This is a genomic window from Mesocryomonas lacus (genome assembly GCF_055730105.2).
Map to the genome: position 1 here is coordinate 469304 of NZ_JBUZWF020000002.1, position 19949 is coordinate 489252.

14 protein-coding genes are annotated in these 19949 nt (G+C 68.3%); 9 read left to right on the plus strand and 5 right to left on the minus strand.

Translation table 11 applies throughout. The features are described 5' to 3' along the window. Positions 1-59: 59 nt before the first annotated feature. From ACZLZQ_RS07275 to ACZLZQ_RS07290, 4 genes are all read left to right on the plus strand, one after another. Entirely contained in the window at positions 60-1235 is a 1176-nt protein-coding gene (locus ACZLZQ_RS07275; RefSeq protein ID WP_472949212.1) for an adenylate/guanylate cyclase domain-containing protein, read from the plus strand. 163 nt (positions 1236-1398) lie between these two features. Beyond that, positions 1399-2085 carry an ABC transporter ATP-binding protein gene (locus tag ACZLZQ_RS07280; RefSeq protein WP_472948776.1) on the plus strand — a complete coding sequence of 229 codons (687 nt, stop codon included), beginning with the start codon at positions 1399-1401 and terminating at the stop codon, positions 2083-2085. Then, positions 2078-4588 carry an FtsX-like permease family protein gene (locus ACZLZQ_RS07285; protein WP_472948777.1) on the plus strand — a complete coding sequence of 837 codons (2511 nt, stop codon included), beginning with the start codon at positions 2078-2080 and terminating at the stop codon, positions 4586-4588. Before ACZLZQ_RS07280 ends, ACZLZQ_RS07285 begins: the two co-directional genes overlap by 8 nt. Next, positions 4588-5649, plus strand: coding sequence for a lipocalin-like domain-containing protein (locus tag ACZLZQ_RS07290; RefSeq protein WP_472948778.1), 1062 nt, complete (start codon positions 4588-4590; stop codon positions 5647-5649). Before ACZLZQ_RS07285 ends, ACZLZQ_RS07290 begins: the two co-directional genes overlap by 1 nt. A gap of 17 nt (positions 5650-5666) precedes the next feature. Here the strand turns inward: ACZLZQ_RS07290 and ACZLZQ_RS07295 are convergent, their stop codons facing one another. Together ACZLZQ_RS07295 and ACZLZQ_RS07300 are read right to left on the minus strand one after the other, a co-directional pair. Further along, the gene (locus ACZLZQ_RS07295; RefSeq protein ID WP_472948779.1) at positions 5667-6872 is read right to left on the minus strand and encodes a TIGR03862 family flavoprotein; all 1206 of its coding nucleotides are present in this window, start codon (positions 6870-6872) and stop codon (positions 5667-5669) included. A gap of 117 nt (positions 6873-6989) precedes the next feature. Then, complete coding sequence (locus ACZLZQ_RS07300) at positions 6990-9149, minus strand: putative bifunctional diguanylate cyclase/phosphodiesterase (protein WP_472949213.1); 2160 nt, start codon at positions 9147-9149, stop codon at positions 6990-6992. Positions 9150-9546: 397 nt separating this feature from the next. On the opposite strand from ACZLZQ_RS07300, the gene ACZLZQ_RS07305 reads away from it, so the two are divergent. The 3 genes from ACZLZQ_RS07305 to ACZLZQ_RS07315 all read left to right on the plus strand — a co-directional run bounded on the left by ACZLZQ_RS07305 (position 9547) and on the right by ACZLZQ_RS07315 (position 13503). Then, on the plus strand, positions 9547-10536 hold the full coding sequence (locus ACZLZQ_RS07305) for a sterol desaturase family protein (RefSeq protein ID WP_472948780.1): 990 nt from the start codon (positions 9547-9549) through the stop codon (positions 10534-10536). Beyond that, positions 10533-11690, plus strand: coding sequence for a GNAT family N-acetyltransferase (locus ACZLZQ_RS07310; RefSeq protein WP_472948781.1), 1158 nt, complete (start codon positions 10533-10535; stop codon positions 11688-11690). Before ACZLZQ_RS07305 ends, ACZLZQ_RS07310 begins: the two co-directional genes overlap by 4 nt. A gap of 280 nt (positions 11691-11970) precedes the next feature. Continuing rightward, positions 11971-13503: a glucosamine inositolphosphorylceramide transferase family protein gene (locus tag ACZLZQ_RS07315; protein WP_472948782.1), complete on the plus strand. Its 1533-nt coding sequence runs from the start codon at positions 11971-11973 to the stop codon at positions 13501-13503. 61 nt (positions 13504-13564) lie between these two features. On the opposite strand, the gene ACZLZQ_RS07320 is transcribed toward ACZLZQ_RS07315, so the two are convergent. Both ACZLZQ_RS07320 and ACZLZQ_RS07325 read right to left on the minus strand, forming a co-directional pair. Next, positions 13565-14833 (minus strand): polysaccharide biosynthesis protein, encoded by a 1269-nt coding sequence (locus ACZLZQ_RS07320; protein WP_472948783.1) that lies wholly within the window; start codon positions 14831-14833, stop codon positions 13565-13567. Then, positions 14830-15987, minus strand: a complete 1158-nt coding sequence (locus ACZLZQ_RS07325) for a glycosyltransferase family 4 protein (protein ID WP_472948785.1) — start codon at positions 15985-15987, stop codon at positions 14830-14832. Before ACZLZQ_RS07325 ends, ACZLZQ_RS07320 begins: the two co-directional genes overlap by 4 nt. Positions 15988-16145: 158 nt before the next feature. Here ACZLZQ_RS07325 and ACZLZQ_RS07330 point away from each other — a divergent pair, with 158 nt between their 5' ends. Both ACZLZQ_RS07330 and ACZLZQ_RS07335 read left to right on the plus strand, forming a co-directional pair. Continuing rightward, positions 16146-17426, plus strand: coding sequence for a DUF1972 domain-containing protein (locus ACZLZQ_RS07330; RefSeq protein ID WP_472948786.1), 1281 nt, complete (start codon positions 16146-16148; stop codon positions 17424-17426). Then, entirely contained in the window at positions 17423-18706 is a 1284-nt protein-coding gene (locus ACZLZQ_RS07335; protein WP_472948787.1) for a glycoside hydrolase family 5 protein, read from the plus strand. The genes ACZLZQ_RS07330 and ACZLZQ_RS07335 overlap by 4 nt, the downstream gene beginning before the upstream one ends. On the opposite strand, the gene ACZLZQ_RS07340 is transcribed toward ACZLZQ_RS07335, so the two are convergent. Continuing rightward, positions 18672-19898, minus strand: coding sequence for a VpsF family polysaccharide biosynthesis protein (locus ACZLZQ_RS07340; RefSeq protein ID WP_472948788.1), 1227 nt, complete (start codon positions 19896-19898; stop codon positions 18672-18674). The genes ACZLZQ_RS07335 and ACZLZQ_RS07340 overlap by 35 nt on opposite strands. Positions 19899-19949 lie beyond the last annotated feature (51 nt).

Consider the following 19949-nt stretch of genomic DNA (forward strand, 5'->3'; position numbering starts at 1 on the left):
CGTCCGCCACGCACCACGGCATCTGGCCGGCGCATCGGACGGATATCATCGACTGGTTGATGAACGAGACGCGGAGCGAGCGTTTCATCGACAACATTTTCGTCGAGATGTGCGATCGCCTCGTGGCAGGGGGAATGCCGCTGGCTCGGGCGACGCTGCATTTCCGCACCCACAACCCGCAATGGCTGGGTGCCCGCCTGCTCTGGCGGCCCGGCCTGAAGCAAGCGGAGATGATGACGTTCGACTACGATGTCATCGACACCCCGCAATATCTGAACAGTCCGATGTACGAGCTTCAGAGCGGCGCCGACGAAGTCCGCCGCCGGCTTGACGCCGAGGGAGAGCAGCCTGGCCGGGACTATCCGATCTTCCATGAACTGCGCGCTGAGGGCCTGACGGACTACATCAGCTGGCCGATCCAGCACACGCTCGGCAAGCGACACAGCGTCAGCTTCGCGGCCGACCGCGCGGGCGGCTTCAGCGATGCGGACATCGATGCGCTCGCCGATCTGCTGCCGGCATTTGCCATGGTCAGCGAGATCCGGCTAAAGAACCGGCTCGCCCGGACCTATCTCGAGACCTATGTCGGCCCGCATGCCAGCGAGCAGATTCTTGCCGGGGCGACCACCCGCGGCAGCGGCACCACCGTGGGCGCGGCAATCCTCATCTGCGACCTCCGCGACTTCACCGCGATCTCCGAGATGTGGCCGCGCGACGACGTCATCCGGCTGCTCAACGACTATTTCGACGCGATGTCGGATCCGATCGAGAAGCACGGCGGTGAAATCCTGAAGTTCATGGGCGATGGCCTCCTGGCGATCTTCCCGCTGATCAATCCGAACGCCGCCCAGAACCTCCTGGCAGCGGTGGTCGAGGCACGCGCGGCAGTGGCGCTCTTGAACGAGGACCATGTCCGGCACGGCCGCAAGCCTCTCGGCTACGGCGTCGGGGTGCATGTCGGCGACGTGATGTACGGCAATATCGGCTCGCGCAAGCGGCTCGACTTCACCGTCATCGGTCCCGCGGTCAACGTCGCCTCGCGGCTGGAGAGCCTGACCAAGGAGGTGCACCGCCCGGTGCTCCTCTCCAGTGCCTTCGTTGCCATGGCCGGCTGCCGGAACGTTCTGGAAAGCCTCGGCCGTTTCCCGTTGAAGGGCCTCGGAGAGCCCGTCGAGGTGTTCGCCTTCACCGGTGATGCCCGCACCCTCAAGCCTGTCCTGGTCGACGCCGCCTGATTGCCCCAACTCCTTCAGCCTCTGAAGTCTCGGTTACGGCGCCGCTGTCTGCGGCGTCACGCCGCCATTACGCCGGTTGCCTCTCCTCACGGCTGATGCATATGCGCTTGCATGCCGACACGGCCGGCCGCTCCTCGGCCGCTTTACCGAGAGACCCGCCTTCTTGACCTCTTCCGACGCCAGTACCCTCCGCGTCCGATCGCTGTCCAAATCGGTGCCGGGCGGGCGGACACTGTTCGCCGGCCTCGACCTCGATGTGTCTCCCGGCGAGGTCGTGGCGATCATCGGCGAATCCGGCGTCGGCAAGTCGACGCTGCTCAACATTCTGGCCGGGCTCGACGACAGCGATGCGGGAAGCGTCGCGATCGAGGAGACGGTTCTCGGCGATCTCGACGAAGCGGCCCGCACGCGGCTGCGCCGGCAGCGGATCGGCTTCGTGTTCCAGGCCTTCCACGTCCTGCCTTACCTGACGCTGCGCCAGAACGTCGCTTTGCCGCTGGCGCTGGTTTCGGCAGAGGCGCCCGGCATCGAGCAGCGGGCCGAGGCGATGCTGGATGCCGTCGGGCTCGGCACCCGCGGTGACGGCTATGCCCGCGACCTTTCCGGTGGCGAACTGCAACGTGTCGCCATCGCCCGGGCGCTGGTGCACCGGCCGGCGCTGATCCTCGCCGACGAGCCGACGGGCAATCTTGACCCGGAGACCGCGCAAAAGGTGCTGCATCTCTTCGCCGAGGCCGTGCGGCGCGACAAAGCGGCGGCGATCATCGTCACCCATTCCAGCGCCACCGCGGCGATTGCCGACCATGTGCTGACGCTAACCGCCGGGGGCCTCGTGGCGCGGCATGGGTGAGATCCTCTCCGCCCGTCTCGCCTTGCGCTGGCTCGTCCTCGGCGAGGCGAGGGCGCATCCCGCCCGCTTCCTCGGCACCGCCATCGCCATCGCTGTCGGTGTCGCGCTGGGCTTTGCCGTGCATCTCGTCAACGGCTCGGCGCTGGCCTCCTTCGACGGCGCGGTGCGCGGCGTCAACGGCGCTGCCGACGTGTCGGTGCGTGCGGCAAGCCCGCTCGGCTTCGACGAGGCGCTCTACGCTGAGGTGATCGCCGCGCCGGGCGTTGCCGATGCGAGCCCCGTCATCAGTCTCGACGCGACAGCCGGCACGGCCTCCTTCAGCCTGCTCGGCCTCGACGTCATCCGCGCTGCGGGCGTCACGCCGAGCCTCATCGGCCAGCGCACCAACGGCATCAGCGGCCCCGGCCTGTTCGACGAGAACGCGCTCTTCCTCTCGCGGGCGGCGCTGGCGGCGACCGGCACCAAGGTCGGCGCCCCCCTGACGGTCAGCGCCAAGGGCCGGACCGCCGATCTCACCGTCGCCGGCATTCTCGCCGCCGCGCCGGACGGGCAGGCGATCGGCGTCATCGATATCGCCGCCGCGCAATGGCGCTTCGACCGGCTCGGCCGGCTCGACCGGATCGACCTGAAGCTCGCCGACCGGGCCGTCGCCGAGGCCGCGCTCGGCCGCATCCTGCCCGGCGACATCGTCCTCGGCAGTTCCGACAGCGAGGCGGCGCAAGGCAGCGCTTTGTCGCGCGCCTACCGCGTCAACCTCGACATGCTGGCGCTGGTGGCGCTTTTGACCGGCGGGTTCCTCGTCTTCTCGGCGCAGTCGCTGTCGGTGGCGCGGCGGCTGCGGGCTTTCGCGCTGGTGCGCACGCTTGGCCTGCCGAAGCGCGGCATCGTCGCCATGGTGGCACTCGAGGGGCTGGTGATCGGCATCATCGGCTCGCTCGCGGGTCTTGCCGCCGGCTATGGCCTCGCGGTCGCGGCGTTGACGCTTCTCGGTGGCGATCTCGGCGCCGGTTATTTCAGGGGCGGCGGCGTCAGCATCGTGTTCCAGCCGATGGCAGCTACCGCCTTCTTCGCGCTGGGCGTGGCGGCAGCGCTTCTTGGCAGTATCCTCCCCGCGCGTGCGGCATCAAGGGCCGCGCCGGCGGCGGCATTGAAGAACAGCGGCGACATCATCGACCCCCGGAGCCCCGTGCCGTGGAAGCCGGCCCTCGTTCTGCTCGCCGCCGGCGGCTTCGCCAGTCTGCTGCCCCCGGTTGGCGGCTTGCCGCTGTTCGGCTTCGGCGGCATGGCGCTGATGCTGGCCGGCGGCATCGCCGGCGTGCCTTGGCTCGCCCGCCGCCTGCTGGCTCCGCTGGCCCGCCGGACGGGCGGCGGCGTCGCGGGATCGCTGGCGGTCCGGCACGTCCACGGCGCGCCGGGCGAGGCAGCGACGGCGCTTTGCGGCATCGTCGCGAGCACAGCGCTGATGATCGCCATGGCCACGATGGTCACGAGCTTTCGCGGCGCCGTCGACGAGTGGCTCGGCGAGGTGCTCTCGTCCGACCTTTATCTGCGAAGCGAGGCCGGCGCGGGCTTCGACCCCGCGCTGCAGGCACGCCTCGCCGCCATGCCCGGCGTCGCCTCGATCTCCTTCAGCCGCCAGATCCCGCTGACGCTCGCCGCCGACCGGCCGCCGGTGACGCTGATCGCGCGGCCGGTCGATACGCCGGCGACCCCTCTGGTGCTGATCGAGGGCGGGCTGACGCCGCCGCCCGGCGCGACGCCGGTCTGGGTATCGGAGCCGGCTGCCCGGCTCTACGGCTGGCGCATCGGCGATCCCGTGACGCTGCCGCTCGGTGGCGGCACAAGCTTTACCGTCGCGGGCGTCTGGCGCGACTATGCCCGCCAGCAAGGCGCGCTGGTCGTCCGCAGTGATGACTATACGCGCCTGACCCAGGACGCCGCCCGCAGCGAGGCCGGCATCATGCTGGCGCCGGGAGCCGATCCCGACGCCGTCGGCCGGGCGCTGCTCGAGGCCTTGCCGCCCGAGACCCGCGCCGGCGTCTCGTTGGCCCGGCCGGCGACGTTGCGGGCTTTCGCGCTCGACCTCTTCGACCGCAGTTTTCTCGTGACCTACGTTCTGGAGGCGGTGGCGATCCTCGTCGGCCTTGCTGGCGTCGCCGCTACCATGTCGTCGCAGACCATCGCCCGCGTTCGCGAGTTCGGCATGCTGCGCCATCTTGGGCTCGGCAAGCGGCAGATCACGGCGATGCTCGGGCTGGAGGGAGCACTGCTCGGCGGGATCGGGGGACTTGCGGGCGTGCTCCTCGGCGGTGTGCTGTCACAGGTGCTGATCCACGTGATTAACCCGCAATCCTTCAACTGGACGATGACGACGCGCCTGCCGCTCGGCACCATCGCCGGCGTTGTCGTCGCCCTGGTGCTTGCGGCGGCGGTGACGGCGATGCTGGCGGGCCGCCGGGCGACGGCGATGAACGCCGTGCTGGCGGTACGGGAGGACTGGTGATGCGTTTTCTGCAGGTTCTCTTCGCGCTGCTCCTCGGCGTCACAGCGGCGGTTCCGGCTGACTATCCGGCGGTGACGCCGGGGGTGGCGTTGCAGTTTCCCGCCGACCACGGCGCCCATCCCGCCTTCCGCACGGAATGGTGGTACGTCACCGGCTGGCTGAAAACGCCAGACGGGGCAGACCTCGGCTTCCAGGTGACCTTCTTCCGCTCGCGGCCGGAGATCGATGCCAAGAACCCCAGCCGGTTCGCGCCCCAGCAGATCCTCTTTGCCCATGCGGCGCTGTCCGATCCCACGGTCGGCCATCTCCTCCATGCCGAACGCTCGGCCCGGGCCGGCTTCGGCATCGCGGAAGCGGCAACGAAGGATGCGGCCATCGTGCTGAGGGACTGGACGTTCCAGCGCCGCGCCGACGACCGCTTCACCACCAAGGTCGCGGCCCCCGACTTCACCTTCGACCTCGCCTTCGCGCCGACGCAAGAGATCTTCCTGCAAGGCGAGAACGGCGTCAGTCGCAAGGGCGCCAAGCCGGAGGAGGCGAGCTATTACTATTCGATGCCGCATCTCGCGGTCTCCGGCACGCTTATCCGCGCGGGCAAGCCGGTTGCGGTGACCGGCGAAGCCTGGCTCGACCGGGAATGGTCGTCTGATTTCCTGTCCGCGGAAGCCGAAGGCTGGGACTGGACGGGCCTCAACCTCGACGACGGCAGCGCGCTCGTCGCCTTCCGCATCCGTGGCAAGGACGATGCGACGCTCTGGGCCGGCGGATCTTTCCGCCGCCCGGACGGGTCGATCGTGCGCCTTGCCCCCGGCGACATCCGCCTCGAACCTGTCCGCCGCTGGACCTCGCCGCGCACCAAGGCGAGCTATCCGGTGGAGCAGGTGCTGACGATCCGACTGCCGGAGGGCGAGCGCCGGATGCCGCTGACGCCGCTGTTCGACGACCAGGAGCTCGACGGCCGTTCGGGCGGCTTGCCCGTCTACTGGGAAGGCGCCGTGCGGACCCCGGGCGGCCGCGGCTATCTCGAACTCACCGGCTACGCTGCGCCGCTGACGCTCTGACGTTCTGGCGCTTTCGCCTATCGGCCTGCCGCCCAGGCGTCGACACCAAGGGCCGCCACCCGTCCGGACGCGAAGCAGGCGGTCAGCAGATAGCCGCCGGTCGGCGCTTCCCAGTCCAGCATCTCGCCGGCGACGAACACGCCGGGCAGCGCCGTCAGCATCGACCGTTCGTCGACCGCATCGAGCGCAATGCCGCCGGCCGAGGAGATCGCTTCGGCGATCGGCCGCGGCCGCACCACCGGCACCGCCAGCGCCTTGATGCGCGCCGCCAGCCGGTCGGGCACCATCAGCTCGGCGGCTGACGCAAATTCGTGCAGCAACCCGGCCTTCACGCCGGAAAGCCCGGTGCCCTTGCGCAGCCGGTTCGAGAAGCTCGCCTTGCCCGGCTGCCGGGCAAAATCGCGCGACAGCTGCTCGGCCGTCCTCCCCGGCGCCAGATCGAGCAGCAGCTGCGCGGCGCCGTCCGCTGCGAGCTGATCGCGCAGCGCTGCCGCATGCGCGTAAACGAGGCTGCCCTCGATACCGTCCCGGCTGATCACGAACTCGCCCTGGATCGCGCCCGCCGCCGACGTCGCGACGACAGACTTCACCGGTTCGCCGGCGAAGCGGTCGCGGAAATGCGGGCTCCAGTCGACGTCGAAGCCGCAATTGGCGGGTTGGAACGGCAAGATGTTGACGCCACGTTGCGCGAGCCACGGCACCCAGGCGCCATTCGAGCCGAGCCGCGGCCAGCTCGCGCCGCCGAGTGCCAGCACCGTCGCGTCCGGCTGGGCCATCAGCGGTCCGTCGGGGGTGTCGAAGACGAGCCCGTTCGAGGCATCGAAGCCGGTCCAGCGGTGCCGCGGCCGCAGGCGGACGCCAAGGCCGGCGAGCCGGCCGAGCCAGGCGCGGAGCAGAGGCGAGGCCTTCATCGCCGTCGGGAAGACCCGGCCCGAGGAGCCGACGAAGGTTTTTGTGCCCAGCCCCTCCGCCCAATCGGTCACCTCCGCCGGGCCGAAGGCCGCGACGACCGAGCCCATCCGCCCTTCTGCCGCGCCATAGCGTGCGATGAAGCTGGCGAGGTCTTCGGAATGGGTGAGGTTCAGCCCGGACTTGCCGGCGAGCAGGAATTTCCGGCCGAGGGTCGGCATGGCGTCGTAGACGGTCACGGCGTGACCCTTGCCGGCCAGCGTCTCGGCCGCCATCAGCCCCGCCGGCCCGCCGCCGATGATCGCGACCTCCATGATCTCCGCCCTTTCCCGATCGCCTACGCCGCCGACCTCTGACGATGGCGGGCGGCTTGGCTTAGCTTGCCTTGGCTATATCGGGTATCCCGCCGGTCGCAAACGTTTCGGCGCCGGTCAGGCGTGAAGGCGCCGCAGCGGCTCGGCGGGGATATCGCGCAGCAACAGGCGCAACTGCGTGGTGGCGCAGAGGACGGCAAGGTCGGTCTGGGAGATCGGCCGGGACAGGAGATAGCCCTGCAGTTCGCCGCAGCCGAGCGCGATCAGCCCGTCACGCTGCCGTGCCGTCTCGACGCCTTCGGCCGCCACCGCGATCCCGAGGGCGCCCGCAAGATCGACCATTGCCCGGACGATGGCCGGGGAAACCTCAGGATTGCCGACGTCCTGGACGAAGGACCGGTCGATCTTGATCTTGTCGACGCTGTAGCGGGCGAGATACTGCACGGAGGCATACCCCGTCCCGAAATCGTCGAGGGCGACGCGCACCCCAGCCGAGCGGAAGGCGGCAAGCGCTGCGACGATCGTCGGCGTCGGGTCGATCAGGACGCCTTCGGTGATCTCGATCTGGATGCGCCGCGGATCGATGCGTGCCTCCTTCAGGATCGCCATCGCCTTCGCCGCAAAGCCCGCTGTTTTCAGCTGGATCGGCGAGACGTTGACCGCGATCCAGGGGATATCGATCTCGTCGAGCGTCCGGCACGCCTCGCGGATCACCCATTCGCCGAGCGCCGCGACCAGACCGCGCTCCTCGGCGATCGGAATGAAGTCGGCGGGGGAGACATTGCCGCGCTCCGCGTGCCGCCACCGGATCAGCGCCTCGGCCCCCACGATGGTCGCGAGGTCGGCGCCGAACAGGGGCTGGTAGGCGAGGCTCAAACCCTGGCCAGTCTCCAGCGCCGTTCGGAGATCGATCTCGAGCAGCCGTTTCTCGCGTGCCAGCGCATCGAGCGTCGCGTCGAAGATGAAGCTGCGCGCGCGTCCCATCGCCTTCGCCTGGTAGAGCGCGAGGTCGGCGCGGCGCAGGATCTCGGTGCCAGTCAGCGCGGGATCGGCGATCGGGACGCCGCCGATGCTGACGCTGATCCAGGCGGGCGAGCCGCCGAGATCGAAGCGCTCATTGGTGACGGCGATGAGCCGCGACGCCAGGGCGTCGATCGTGGAAATCTCGGGCGTCAGGATGGCGAACTCGTCGCCGCTCAGCCGCGCCAGCAGGTCGCGCGGGCCGATGACCGACTGGAAGCGGTGGGCGACCTGGCGGATCAGATCGTCGCCGGCGGGATGCCCCAGCGTGTCGTTGATCTCCTTGAAGCGGTCGAGGTCGAGGCAGAGCAGTCCGAAACCACGATCATTGGCCTGCCGGGTATCTAGCATGGCGTTGAGGCTGGTATGGAACTGCGACCTATTGGCAAGGCCCGTCAGGCTGTCGTGGAAGGCGATGTGATTGGCGTGGGACTCACTGGCCTCCAGCCGCGATCCAGAGCGCCGCAGCCGCTCAGAGAGAATGGCGATGAGGAGGACGATGAGCACGAACACGGCGCCCATCACCGGCGCCGTCTCGTTCATCAGACGGCGGCCAGGCCGGCGCTGCTCCCAGGTGATGAAACCGATCTGCTTGCCGCGGCTGGTCCGGAGTTCGAGGCTGGCACGGACCGGCGAATAACTGTCGCTCGGTGAGAAGGCGATGTTCGGAATCATGTACTCCATGCCGATGCCGTCGAGCAGCTTGGTGTCGATGGACCGGGTGGAGACGATAAGGGGCGCGCGATCAGACTCGCGTTCCGTCGGATCCCCTGACCGAAGGATCGCACTGACGCCGATGATCGCCGGCAAGGTTCCGACAGTGCCGATGTCGGCGACCGCATTGCTCGTCCGATACCGCCCAATGTCCATCTGGGAGCGCAGCTTGCGCACCAGCGGCCCCACCGTGCCGGCGATTTCGTCGAAACGTGCGGCTGCTACAGTTTCGCCATTCTCCATGGCATAAATCGGCCGATCGTCGGGACCAAGGACGTAAGTCCGGTCATGGCCGAACAACTGGCGCATGCGGCTGCTGATGTGAGCCTCGATCCATGTGAGGTCGCCATCCCGTATCCGCGTCACGGCCTCGTCGTTGACGGCGACCGTCTGCTGGTCCCGGCTCATCTCGCGCTTCGCCTCGCTGACCGCCTGCGCCAGCAGCGAGCGGTCCCGCTGCAGCGAACTGGCGTCAACGGTCGATGCGCCCGACAGCACGTAGAAGACCAGCATGGCGAGCGACGCCAGGAAGACGGCCCCCATCAGCACCGCTAGTTGTCTTGAAAAACGGGCGCGGACCTGGGGCAAAGGGCTCTACTCACTGGCTACATAGTGTTGGTAGCCAGCAATGTTTGAGGAAGCCTTTCGTTTCCCCTTGGGTTTCGATCCATTGCATTATCGGGCAGCGAATGGTTAGCGGGCGTAGAACGCCTTAATTATCTAATGAAACTGGAAAAACTGTCTGCAGTATTTACCATGTGCTCAGGAATGCTTTAGCGCCAGGGCTGTGAAATTCGACAAGCTCGCGGTAGATCGGTTAGCGTAACATGGCATCCGCCGGTTGAGAAAATGGTGGCGCTGGGAGCCGCAGGGTGTCAGCGTTTTGTGGACGGGTTTCGCGGCTGGCGACCCGGATGTAGAAGGGTCCAGGGGATAGGCCGTGAACGCAGCGCTTCTGGAAACCATCTACGAGAAGCTGTCGGTCACCGGGCTCGTGGCCACCGGCTTGCTCTTCCTGACGGCGCTGGTCTCGGCGATCGTCGCCTATTTCCGCACCAGTGAGCATCGCTCTTTCGGCGAATTCTTCGAGTTCGCGCTGCCGAAGGAAGTCGCGCTCCACCCTTCGGCGAAGGCGGATCTCCTGTTCTGGATCACCAAGAAGGCGCTGATGCCCTTACTGCTGATCCCGGCGGGTATCACGTTCGTCGTCGCCGTCGGCTATGTCACCAAGCTCGCGATCACCAGCGCCTTCGGCATCGAGGCGCCGTTGATCGCCGGCCCGGCGGGACCGGTGACGGTGGTGCTGTTCACCATCACCATGTTGCTCGCCTACGACATCTCCTACTATCTCTACCACACGGCCCAGCACCGCTTCCCGATCCTCTGGGAGCTGCACAAGGTGCACCACTCCGCCGAGGTCATGGTCGGCATCACCAAGGACCGGGTGCATCCGCTGGACGAGTTGATGAACCGCATCTGGGACGGCGTCATCCCCGGCATCTGCTTCGGCATCTGGGCGGTGCTGCAGCTGAACCTCGTCGAGCTGACGGTGTTCGGCATCAACGTCTACGTCATGCGCAACATCCTGATGATGGACTTCGTGCGGCACACGCATTTCAAGATCTCTTTCGGGCCGCTCAACAACGTCGTCCTCTGTCCGCACTGGCATCAGCTCCACCACAGCGTCGACCCCCGGCACTACGACAAGAATTTCGGCCTCCTGTTCTCGTTCTGGGACCGGCTGTTCGGCACGCTCTGCGTTCCCGAGCGCGACGAGGACTTCAAGTTCGGATTGGTGGACCGGGACGTCAGGGACTACCAGTCGCTGTCCGGGCTCTACCTCCTGCCGCTGAAGAAGATGGGACGCCTGATCGCCAAGGGGTACCGCCGCCGCGTCAAGCCGGCCGCGCAGCCCGAAACCCTCTCGTGAACGGCGCGGCGCCGGCAGTCTTTGCAGACTCCGGGCCTGCACCGGAGCGGCTGGAGATCGTCCGCACCGCCGATCGCCTCACGGCGGTCGCCGACGCCTGGCACGGGCTCTGGTCCGAGGCCGGGGCGCTGATCTTCCAGAGCCCGCACTGGATCGGCGCCTGGTGGCGGACGCTGCCGGACCCCGAGCGGCGCAAGCTCATGATCGTCCTCGCCTGGCAGAACGAGCGGCTCATCGCCGTGCTGCCGCTCGCGACCTGCCGCCGGCGCGGCTTGCGCCTCCTGGAATGGGCGGCGAAGGACCATACCGACTACGGCGACGCGCTTCTCGCGCCCGGCGCCGATGCGGCCGTCCTGTCGCGGATGTGGGATCACCTCTCGGCGGCCGGTGGCTTCGATCTCGTCTACCTCAACCGCCTCCTGCCGAGCGCCACGGCCCGCGCGCTGCTGGCGCCGGGGCGCCGCAGCCGGCTGCGGCCGCATCACCGGGCCGAGACCAGCTACCGCGTCGCAGGCCCCTTCACCAATGGTGCCGCCTGGCTGCAGGGACATTCCAAGAAGACCCGGCAGAACTATCGCCGCGGCCAGAAATCCCTCGGCGAGACCGGCACGCTGGCGTTTCGCTTGCTGCCGCTAGACGCGCCGCGCGGCCCCATCCTGGAGCGCCTCGGCGTGTTCAAGCGGCAATGGCTCGCCACCACCGGCAACCGCTCCGACCTCTACGACGACGGCGCGCAGACGCTGTCGGCGCTCGTCGACGTCCTCGCCGAGGCCGGAATCCTGCGGATCTTCGTGCTCGAATGCGAGGGCGCCGTCATCGCCATCTCCATCAACTTCGAACAGGCCGGCACGATGATGGCCTTCGTCACCAGCTACGACCCGGCGGTCGAGCGCGGCTCGCCCGGCATGGTGCTGATGATGGACTACATCCAGTGGTCGATCGACCATGGGATCGGCATGGTCGACTTCCTCTGCGGCGCCGAGCCGTTCAAGCAGCGTTTCGCCAATACGAGCGTCCGGCTGGATTCGGTCATCGGCCAACGGACCTTGCCGGGCGCGCTGGCCGTCATCGCCGAGCGCTCGGCCGAGACCCTCCGCGTTCTGCGGGCACGGCATGCGCGTCCGGTCTCGGTGTCGGTGGCTGAAGATGCTTAGGGTGAATGCGGGGGTGCCGGTACAGTTCTATCGCGCCAGCTTCGCGCATTCTGCCGAAGCCACACTCGCCTAGATTGTGCGGGCGTGTCGACCTTGGCGAGGAATTTGGAGCAATTCGGCACTGGTATGCTTTGGATTGCGGCTGGTATCGCGGCAAAGGGCTCGCCTTTGCTGCATTCTTCAGCGGGACTGAGCGTTTCGTTTCACCTTCCTCGTCTGCGGGAAAGGGCGTGAGCGACGCAGGCGGCCGGACCGCCCACCTCTGCGCTTGGGAAAAAGCATGGTGAGAGAACAGGCGCTCCGGGTGCGGGTCTTGCTGCAGGCGCAGGCGCTGCGGCAATGGCAGCTCGACCTGCTCGAGCGGATGTCGGCCGCGTGCGGGCTGGCGGTGGAAGCGGAGATCGTGGAAGACGGATCGGGTCTGCCGGCCGGGGCCGAGCGGATCTTCCGCCTTGAGGCCGCCGCCTACGGCCTTTCGCCGCCCGCCGCCAGCGCGTGTGTCCTGCCCGGCGCCTTCGCCGAATTCGATAAGGGCGCGGCAAGGCCGGACCTCATCCTCGACCTTACCGATGGCGGGTCTCGCTCACCCGAAGACGCCGCCGAGGCATTGGACCGCACGCGCCGCTGGCGTCTGACCTATGACGGCGTCGCGGGCGAGGGCGGACTTCTCGCCTCCGTCCTCGCGCATCACGCCCCGGTCGCCGAAATCCGCGAGGGCGCCGATCTCGTCATCGCCGCCCGGCTCGGAACGGAGAACCCGGGTGTGACGCGCGAGGCTTTCGAGGACGGGCTGTCGCGCGTCATCACCGTGATCCTCTCGGCCGTTGCCACGCTGCGGGCGCCAGCGAGGACGCCGGCTCCGGCGATCGCCTATGCCACGCCCTGCCAGCACAACTTGCAGCCCGGGCGCCTCGCGATGCGGGCCGCCAAGACCGTCGCGCGCGCCGCGGTCCGCCACAGCTACAGACTGTGCTTCGCCTCGCCGCACTGGCGGGTCGGCTGGCGCCGGATCGACGGCCCGGATCTCATCGACCGGCCGCAGCATCCCGCCGGCGGGTGGACGGACCTTCCCGACGACGGAAAGCGGTTCTATGCCGATCCCTTCGCCATCGAGCACCAGGGCCGGACCTTCCTCTTCGTCGAGGATTTCCAGCATGCCCTCGGCCGGGGCATCATCTCTGTGGTGGAAATGGGCGCGGACGGTCCGATCGGCCGGCCCGAACCCGTGCTCGAGCAGCCTTGCCATCTCTCCTATCCCTTCGTCTTCGCGGCCGAGGGCGAGATGTGGATGATCCCGGAAAGCAGCGGCGCGGGCACCGTCGATCTCTACCGCGCGACCGCCTTTCCCGGCGGCTGGGTCAAGGAGGTGACGCTGCTCTCCGGGATCATCGCGAGCGACGCCACGCTCATCGAGCGCGACGGTCGCTTCTGGATGTTCGCGACCGTCCGGGACGGCAATGCGGGGGCGTTCTCCGACGTGCTGCACCTCTGGTCGGCGGAGAGCTTCCGCGGCCCCTTCCGGCCGCATGCCGGCAATCCCGTGCTGATCGACATCGCCTCGGCGCGGCCTGCCGGACGGATGGTCGAGCGCGACGGCGTTCTCTGGCGCCCGGTGCAGGACTGCCGCAACGGCTATGGCGCGGCGCTCGGGCTGGCACGCGTCGAGCGGCTCGACGATGACGGCTTCGCCCAGACGGTGGAGACGATCCTGAGGCCTGGTCCCGGCTGGCCCGGCCGGCGCCTGCACACCCTCAACCGCTCGGGCTCCTTCGAATTCATCGATGGTTCCGCCCCGGCACCGCGGCGCTTCTGACTTCGGCCGATAGGGTTTGTTTCAGAAGCCTTCGGGCTGCGACGGCGTCCTGCGCACTGTGTCAGGAAGAGGCGGGGGCTGACCGTCCGGCGGGCTGCCAATCCGTCCGGGAGCGGTTGACCGCCGCCCAGCAGCAGACGAGGACGAGCATCTCCGAGGCAAGGCTTCCGGCCAGCGAATAGACCGGCGTCGTCAGCATCAGCAGCACGGCCACCAGCGCCATGCCGAGGACCGCGCTGACAGCGCTGATCGCCGCCAGGGTGCGAAAGCGGTGGCGGACCTCCAGAAGGATTTTCGGCATGACGTACAGGAGCGGCGCCATGGAGATGCACCAGGCGAGGCCCGCGATCAGCGTTCGCGGCTGGCCGTCGAAGATCGGCGTCGCCAGCATCGGCATGCCCACGGCTACCGCGAGGCCGTAGACGACGCCGATGCCACCGGTCGCCACCGTCCAGCGGCGCGTCAGGGCGGCGGCCCGCCCCCCTTCGCCGCGGGCGGTGAGGGCGGAGAGCTCCGGCTGGATCATGTTCGCCAGCGCCGAGGAGACCAGCCGCAAGGGGGCGAAGAACACCAGCATCGCGGCCACCGGCGCATAGGCGGCCGGACCGGCGATCGCGGCGATCAGCAGCACTTGGCCTTGCGCCTGGATGTTGCCCATCGTCGTTCCCGCCGTCGACCAGGCGATTTGCCGCGACATCCGCGCGTAGTGGCGCAGCCGTTGCCGGCGGTAGGTCAGACGCGGCCGCTGGCGCTGCAGCAGCAGCGCGGCGAGAATCGCGATGGCATTGGCGAGCGCCAGCACCAGGAACACGCCCTGCAGCGGGTCGACGGCCGGCAGCCCCGTCAACAGGACGGCCGACAACAGGGCGCCGCTGGCGGTGAAGGCCATGTCGCTGAGGCTGGCGAGCCCTTGGCTGTTCTTGGCGAACATCGTGCTGCGCAGCGAACTGCGGAGCGACCAGAGGCCGACGAACAGGCCGCCCGCCACCGCATCGGCCTGCAGCCAGAAATGCAGAACCAATGCGACGATCAGCCCGATCAGCACGGCATAGGCCAGCGCTGCGGAGCCGAGCGCCACCTCGTGCGGCAAGGTTCGGCGCGTGCCGGCATGCGGCGGGATCAGGAGCGCCGCGGGCATGCCGACCAGCGAGCGCATGTAGGTCAAGGACAGCCCGCCCATCAGGAGGACGATGGCGAAGACGCCGTAATCGTTCGGCGAGAGGGCATGCATCAGGACGATGCTGAGCCCGAAATGAAACGCGCTCTGCATGATCTCGCCGCCCAGCATGATGGCCGAGCGCTTGCCGAGGTGGATCAGTTTGGAGATCATGCCGCTGAAGTCTCGCCCGTCGCCGGCTGGGGGTTCTCGGCTTGCGCCGCCATCTCCGAGATCAGCGACGCGATGGCCGCCGAGACCGCCTCGGCGCTGAACACCGTCTCGTAGCGCCGGCGACCGGCGGCGGCAAAGCCCGACCAGGCCGCCGGGGTATCGATGATGTCGGCAAGCCTTGCCGACAGCGCGGCCGCATCGTCCGGCGGGACCAGCCAGCCGGTGACGCCGTCCTCGACGATCTCCGCCAGTCCGCCGATGGCGGAAGCCAGCGGCGGCCGCCCGTAGGCCATCGCCTCGATGGCCACGCGCCCGAGCGATTCCGGTCGGCGCGACGGGATGGCGAGGATGTCCGCCCATTCGAAATGCGCCGAGGGGTCGGGCGTGAAGGGTGAGAAGGCGATGGTGCGGGACAGGTCCTTCGCCGCGACGAGATCCCGCAGCGCCTGCTCGCGCGCGGGGTCCTCGAACGCATCGCCGACGACGCGCACCGCGACCTGCGCTTTGAGGTTCGGCGGCAGATGGTCGACGGCCTCGATCAGCACTTCCTGGCCCTTGATCCGGTTGATCCGGCCGAGCATCAGCACGTTCAGCCCCTGTCCGGCGTCGCGGGGAGCGCGCGGCGGCTGCGCGGGGATCGGGATGCCGTTGTAGATGATGCGCGTCGGCGTCGCCGGCGGCAGGGCGTAGGCGTCGCGCGTCGCGCGCGAGTTGAAGACGATCCGCGCCCGGCTCCAGAGCAGGAGCCGGCGGAATACCGTCATCGCCCGCCCTTCCGGGATCTCATGCACGTGCAGCGCCGCCTTGCCGGGAAATAGCCGCGACGCCAATGCGTAGTCGATTACCACCGTCGTATTGATGTAAACGATATCGGCGTGCCGGAAGCGCCGGGCCGCGCGCGCCACGGCCAGCGGCAGCCGGACCGGCGCGGTGACGAGCATGCGGACGAGACCGCGCCGACGAAGGATGAAGAGCGGTTCGAAGGCGATTCGGGTCGCCAGCTTGCGCAGCGGTTCGACGATGGGGCCGTCGCGTGGCAGCACGACCTCGATGTCTGCCCCGGGATAGGCCACGCGCATGGCCGCAACGCTCTCGATGAAGCTGCGGTCGGAGCCATAGAGTTCATAGCCTTGATGAACGCAGACAATTTTCATACAATTCTCAAGTTCTTGAACGACGTGAGCTAACGGTGCTTTTATTAATGAGTATTGATACCGATGATCAGGGGCATTTCAGGATTATGACGTAAGCTTTTATAGCTTATGTACTCGTGCGGTGATAGGCGGGATGCCTGCATGAAGGAATTTCAATCGTGCCCATTGATAAACACTCCGTGCTCATTTTGGGAACGCGCGGTGTGCCGGCATCGCACGGCGGCTTCGAGACGTTCGCCGAAAACCTCGCGCTGTTTCTAGTCCGGCGCGGCTGGAATGTCGGCGTCTATTGCCAGGAAGAGGTTCTGGCCGGCGAGGACGAGAGCATCGTTTCGCATCACTGGAACGGCATTGAGCAGATCGTCGTCAAGGTCGCGGCCAAGGGGCCGGCGGCGACGCTGCTGTTCGACTGGCGCTGCATCCGGCATGCCGCAGGGCGGTCGGCCGTCTGCCTCGTCCTCGGCTATAACGGCGCCGTCTTCCTGCCCTACCTCCGGATCCGCGGCCGGCGCCTCCTCACCAATATGGATGGCATCGAATGGCGCCGCGAGAAATGGGGCCCGCTGGTCAAGGCCTGGTTCTGGGTCAATGAGTGGATCGCCGCCTGGACGTCGAACCGTCTCATCGCCGATCATCCTGCGATCCAGGATCATCTGGCGCGCCGCCGGCCGCGCAGCGCCAGCGTGATGATCCCCTACGGCGCCGACGTGTTTCACGCGGCCCCGACCGAGCCCGTCGAGGCCCTTGGCCTGACACCTGGGCGCTACCTCGTCTCGATCGCCCGCCTCGAGCCGGACAACAGCATCCTCACCATGGTCGAGGCCTTTTCGCGCCGCCAGCGCGGGGCAAAGCTGGTGGTGCTCGGCACGCTCGACGAGGCGAATGCTTATCACCGCGCCATCCAGGCCGCGGCCAGCGACGAGGTGCTGTTCCCCGGAGCGATCTACGAGGCCGAGACCGTGCGCGCGCTGCGCTTCCATGCCGCCGCCTATCTGCACGGACACATGGTCGGCGGCACCAACCCCTCGCTGGTCGAGGCGCTGGCGGCCGGCAATGCGGTGATCGCGCATGACAACCCCTTCAACCGGTGGACGGCCGGCGAGGCCGGGGCCTTCTTCGCCGATGCCGACAGCTGCGAGCGGCTGATGCAGGCCGCCCTCGATGGCGGGCGATCGCCCGCGGAGATCCGCGCGATCGCTCATGCCGAGGCTGCCCGCTTCGACTGGACGGAGATCCTCGAGACCTATGAGCGGGAGATCATCGCGCAGGAGCGGCCCTTGCGGCGCGGTGCGGCCCGGCGCCTGGCCGACGTCCCGCACCGCGACGCTCCCCGCATCGTGGTGCCCGAGGCGCGCGCGCCGCTGGCTGTCGCGGGCAAGGCTGCGGCCGCGCCGGACGAAGAAAAGCGCGTCGCCAGCGGATCGCTTCGGCCACGATGAGCGCCGGCGGGTTGGGTTGGAGCCGCCGCCGCTTCCTCGCCGCCGCCGGCACCGCCGCGGCGCTGCTGCCGCTCGCCGTTCCCGCGCGGGCTGCCCGCGCCGCGCCCTCCGCCGCGGCGCCCGCGGTCTTCCGGCGGGGGATCAGCACCTGGCCCTGGTTCTCGCTGACCACCGAATATCCGGCGCCCCGCACCGACTATGCCTGGCCGCCGTTCCAGGCGGATCGTCCGGTGCCGACCTCGGCCGATCTCATGGCCTTGCAGTCGGCGGGCTTCGATTTCATCCGCTTGCCGGTCGATCCCGGGCCGTTCCTCGCCTTTTCCGGCCGCCGCCGCGCCGCGCTGCTCGCCGAGGTGTTCGACGCCGTGGGCCTCGGCCTGTCGGCGGACCTTGGCGTCATCGTCAACCTGCAAGCCAATGCCGCGACACACCATTGGCGGCCCGAGAGTATGTTTGCGAGCGTCGACGCGCCGGCCTTCGACGCGTTCCGGCGTCTGGTCGGCGATCTCGCCGCCGGCCTTGCCGAGTTTCCGCAGGACCGCATCGCGCTGGAGCCGGTGAACGAGCCTTTCCAGGCCTGCGGTGCGCGGGAATGGCAGGCAGTGCAGCGCTCGCTCGTCAGGGCGACGCGGCGTGCGGCGCCGGACCTCACCTACGTCGCGACCGGGGCCTGCGGCAGCATGGTGTCGGGCTTTGCCGAGGGGCAGCCGCAAGCAGCGGCCGATGGCGGGCCGATGCTCTTCACCTTCCATTTCTACGAGCCCTACCTTTTCACCCACCAGGGCGCGCCGTGGATGTCGGAACCGGTCTACCGCGCGCTCAACGCCGTGCCTTGGCCGGGTTCGGCCGGCACCCTCGAGGGCACGCTCGCCGCCGTGCGCCGGCAGATGGAAACTGATCGCGACACCCCGGCGGCGGACAAGGCCAGCGCCTATGCCGAGACCGAGACGGTGCTGCGGCAGTATTTCGAGGCGCAGCCGGATCGCGGCTTCATCAACGGCTTCTTCACCGACATGCGCGCCTTCGCCGACCACCATGCCATTCCGCGCGACCGGATCCTGCTCGGCGAATTCGGAGCGTTGAAGAGTGGCGGGCGCTACGTCGCGGCGGACCCGGACGATCGCGCGCGCTATGTCGGCGATGTCCGCCGGGCGGCCGAGGAGAGCGGCTTCGGCTGGGCGTTCTGGAATCTCTTCGACGGGCTCGGGATGATGGACGAGACCACCCGCCGGCTGGATCCCGCCATCACCTCGGCGCTGGGTCTCGAAGCGCCCGGCTGAGCGCCTGATGCGGCGGGTAGAAGCACAGCATCATCACCGCGAACTTCGTCAGCAGCGTCGTCTTGGCGCCGATGCTCTCGGCGGTGTTGAGGAGGATGACGAAGCCCAGCATCGGCAGGAAGATGCCGCGGCGGGTGAATTTCGCGATCTCGAACAGGAACCACGTCACCGCAACGGTCTGCAGCACGGTGATCAGCGCGCCCTGGTAGAGGAGCGTTCTGACGATCGGGTTCTCGATGCCCCATTCCAGCCCGTTGATCCGCCGGACGCTGTCGACGAAGGCGGCGTCCGGGCCGAAGAGGATGTCGCTCGCCGGCAGGTAGCCGAAGATGTCGAACATCTTCACCCGCGCATTTGCGCTGCCGCCGTCCTCGACGAAGCGGTCCGTCAGCGTCGAGAAGAAGCCGGAGACGGCGAGGCCGCCGAGCGCGATCGGCAGCATGGTGAGGATCAACGCTACCGCAGCGACCGCGAGCAGCGGAATGCGTCCGCTCGACAGCGCCCGGTGCGCGGCGACGACGAGGTAGCCGCCGCCGAGCACCAGCGTCACCACCATGCCCGAGCGCCCGCCGAAGGCGACGAGGGCGAGGCACTGCAAGGCGAAGAGGACGAGGCGCGTCGGCCCGGACAGCGTGCCGCCGCCGCTGATCACCGCCAGCGCATAGGGCGCGGTGATCAGCGCATTGGCGAGCGGATGGCCTTGCAGCGCCGAGGAGCGGAGGTCCGTCTCGAACACCGCGCCGTCGAAGCGGTAGGGAAAGAACAGGTGCCCGCTCGCCAGTTCGACCAGCGCCATCGCTGCGTTCACCGTCATGACGACGTGGATGAGAAGCTCGGCGTCGCGAAAGCTGCGGTCGGTGAAGCGCGCCATCATCATCACGACGAGGGCGGCCGGCAGGAAGGTGTCGAGGAGGCCGGCCATGCCCGGCCCGTGGCGGAGCACTGTCTGCACGAAGGTGATGAGGGTCGCGACCACCAGGAAGACGCTGGCCGGCCGGCGGGCCGCAACGTCGAGGAAATAAGCGACAATATTGCCGGAAGTGAGGGTCATCCAGCCGAACAGGAGGATCATCAGGTAGGTCGAGGGGTGGATCTTCGAGGCGCCGCTGCCGCTGAGGCCTTCGTAATTGATGCCGAGGTCCCAGAGCAGGCCGCCGGAGACCGCGAACAGCACCGCCAGCGTGAAAATCACCAGAAGCCGCGTCACCGGGCGGCGAGGGGACTTCGGTGTCGACAGCCCGAT

What these genes read in the sequence shown, in the direction of transcription:
- ACZLZQ_RS07275 (WP_472949212.1), top strand. Translation starts at nt 60, where the DNA reads ATGAACGAGACGCGGAGCGAGCGTTTCATCGACAACATTTTCGTCGAG.
- ACZLZQ_RS07320 (WP_472948783.1), bottom strand. Translation starts at nt 14,833, where the DNA reads ATGATCTCCAAACTGATCCACCTCGGCAAGCGCTCGGCCATCATGCTG.
- ACZLZQ_RS07325 (WP_472948785.1), bottom strand. Translation starts at nt 15,987, where the DNA reads ATGAAAATTGTCTGCGTTCATCAAGGCTATGAACTCTATGGCTCCGAC.
- ACZLZQ_RS07295 (WP_472948779.1), bottom strand. Translation starts at nt 6,872, where the DNA reads ATGGAGGTCGCGATCATCGGCGGCGGGCCGGCGGGGCTGATGGCGGCC.
- ACZLZQ_RS07285 (WP_472948777.1), top strand. Translation starts at nt 2,078, where the DNA reads ATGGGTGAGATCCTCTCCGCCCGTCTCGCCTTGCGCTGGCTCGTCCTC.
- ACZLZQ_RS07300 (WP_472949213.1), bottom strand. Translation starts at nt 9,149, where the DNA reads ATGGGGGCCGTCTTCCTGGCGTCGCTCGCCATGCTGGTCTTCTACGTG.
- ACZLZQ_RS07290 (WP_472948778.1), top strand. Translation starts at nt 4,588, where the DNA reads ATGCGTTTTCTGCAGGTTCTCTTCGCGCTGCTCCTCGGCGTCACAGCG.
- ACZLZQ_RS07315 (WP_472948782.1), top strand. Translation starts at nt 11,971, where the DNA reads ATGGTGAGAGAACAGGCGCTCCGGGTGCGGGTCTTGCTGCAGGCGCAG.
- ACZLZQ_RS07335 (WP_472948787.1), top strand. Translation starts at nt 17,423, where the DNA reads ATGAGCGCCGGCGGGTTGGGTTGGAGCCGCCGCCGCTTCCTCGCCGCC.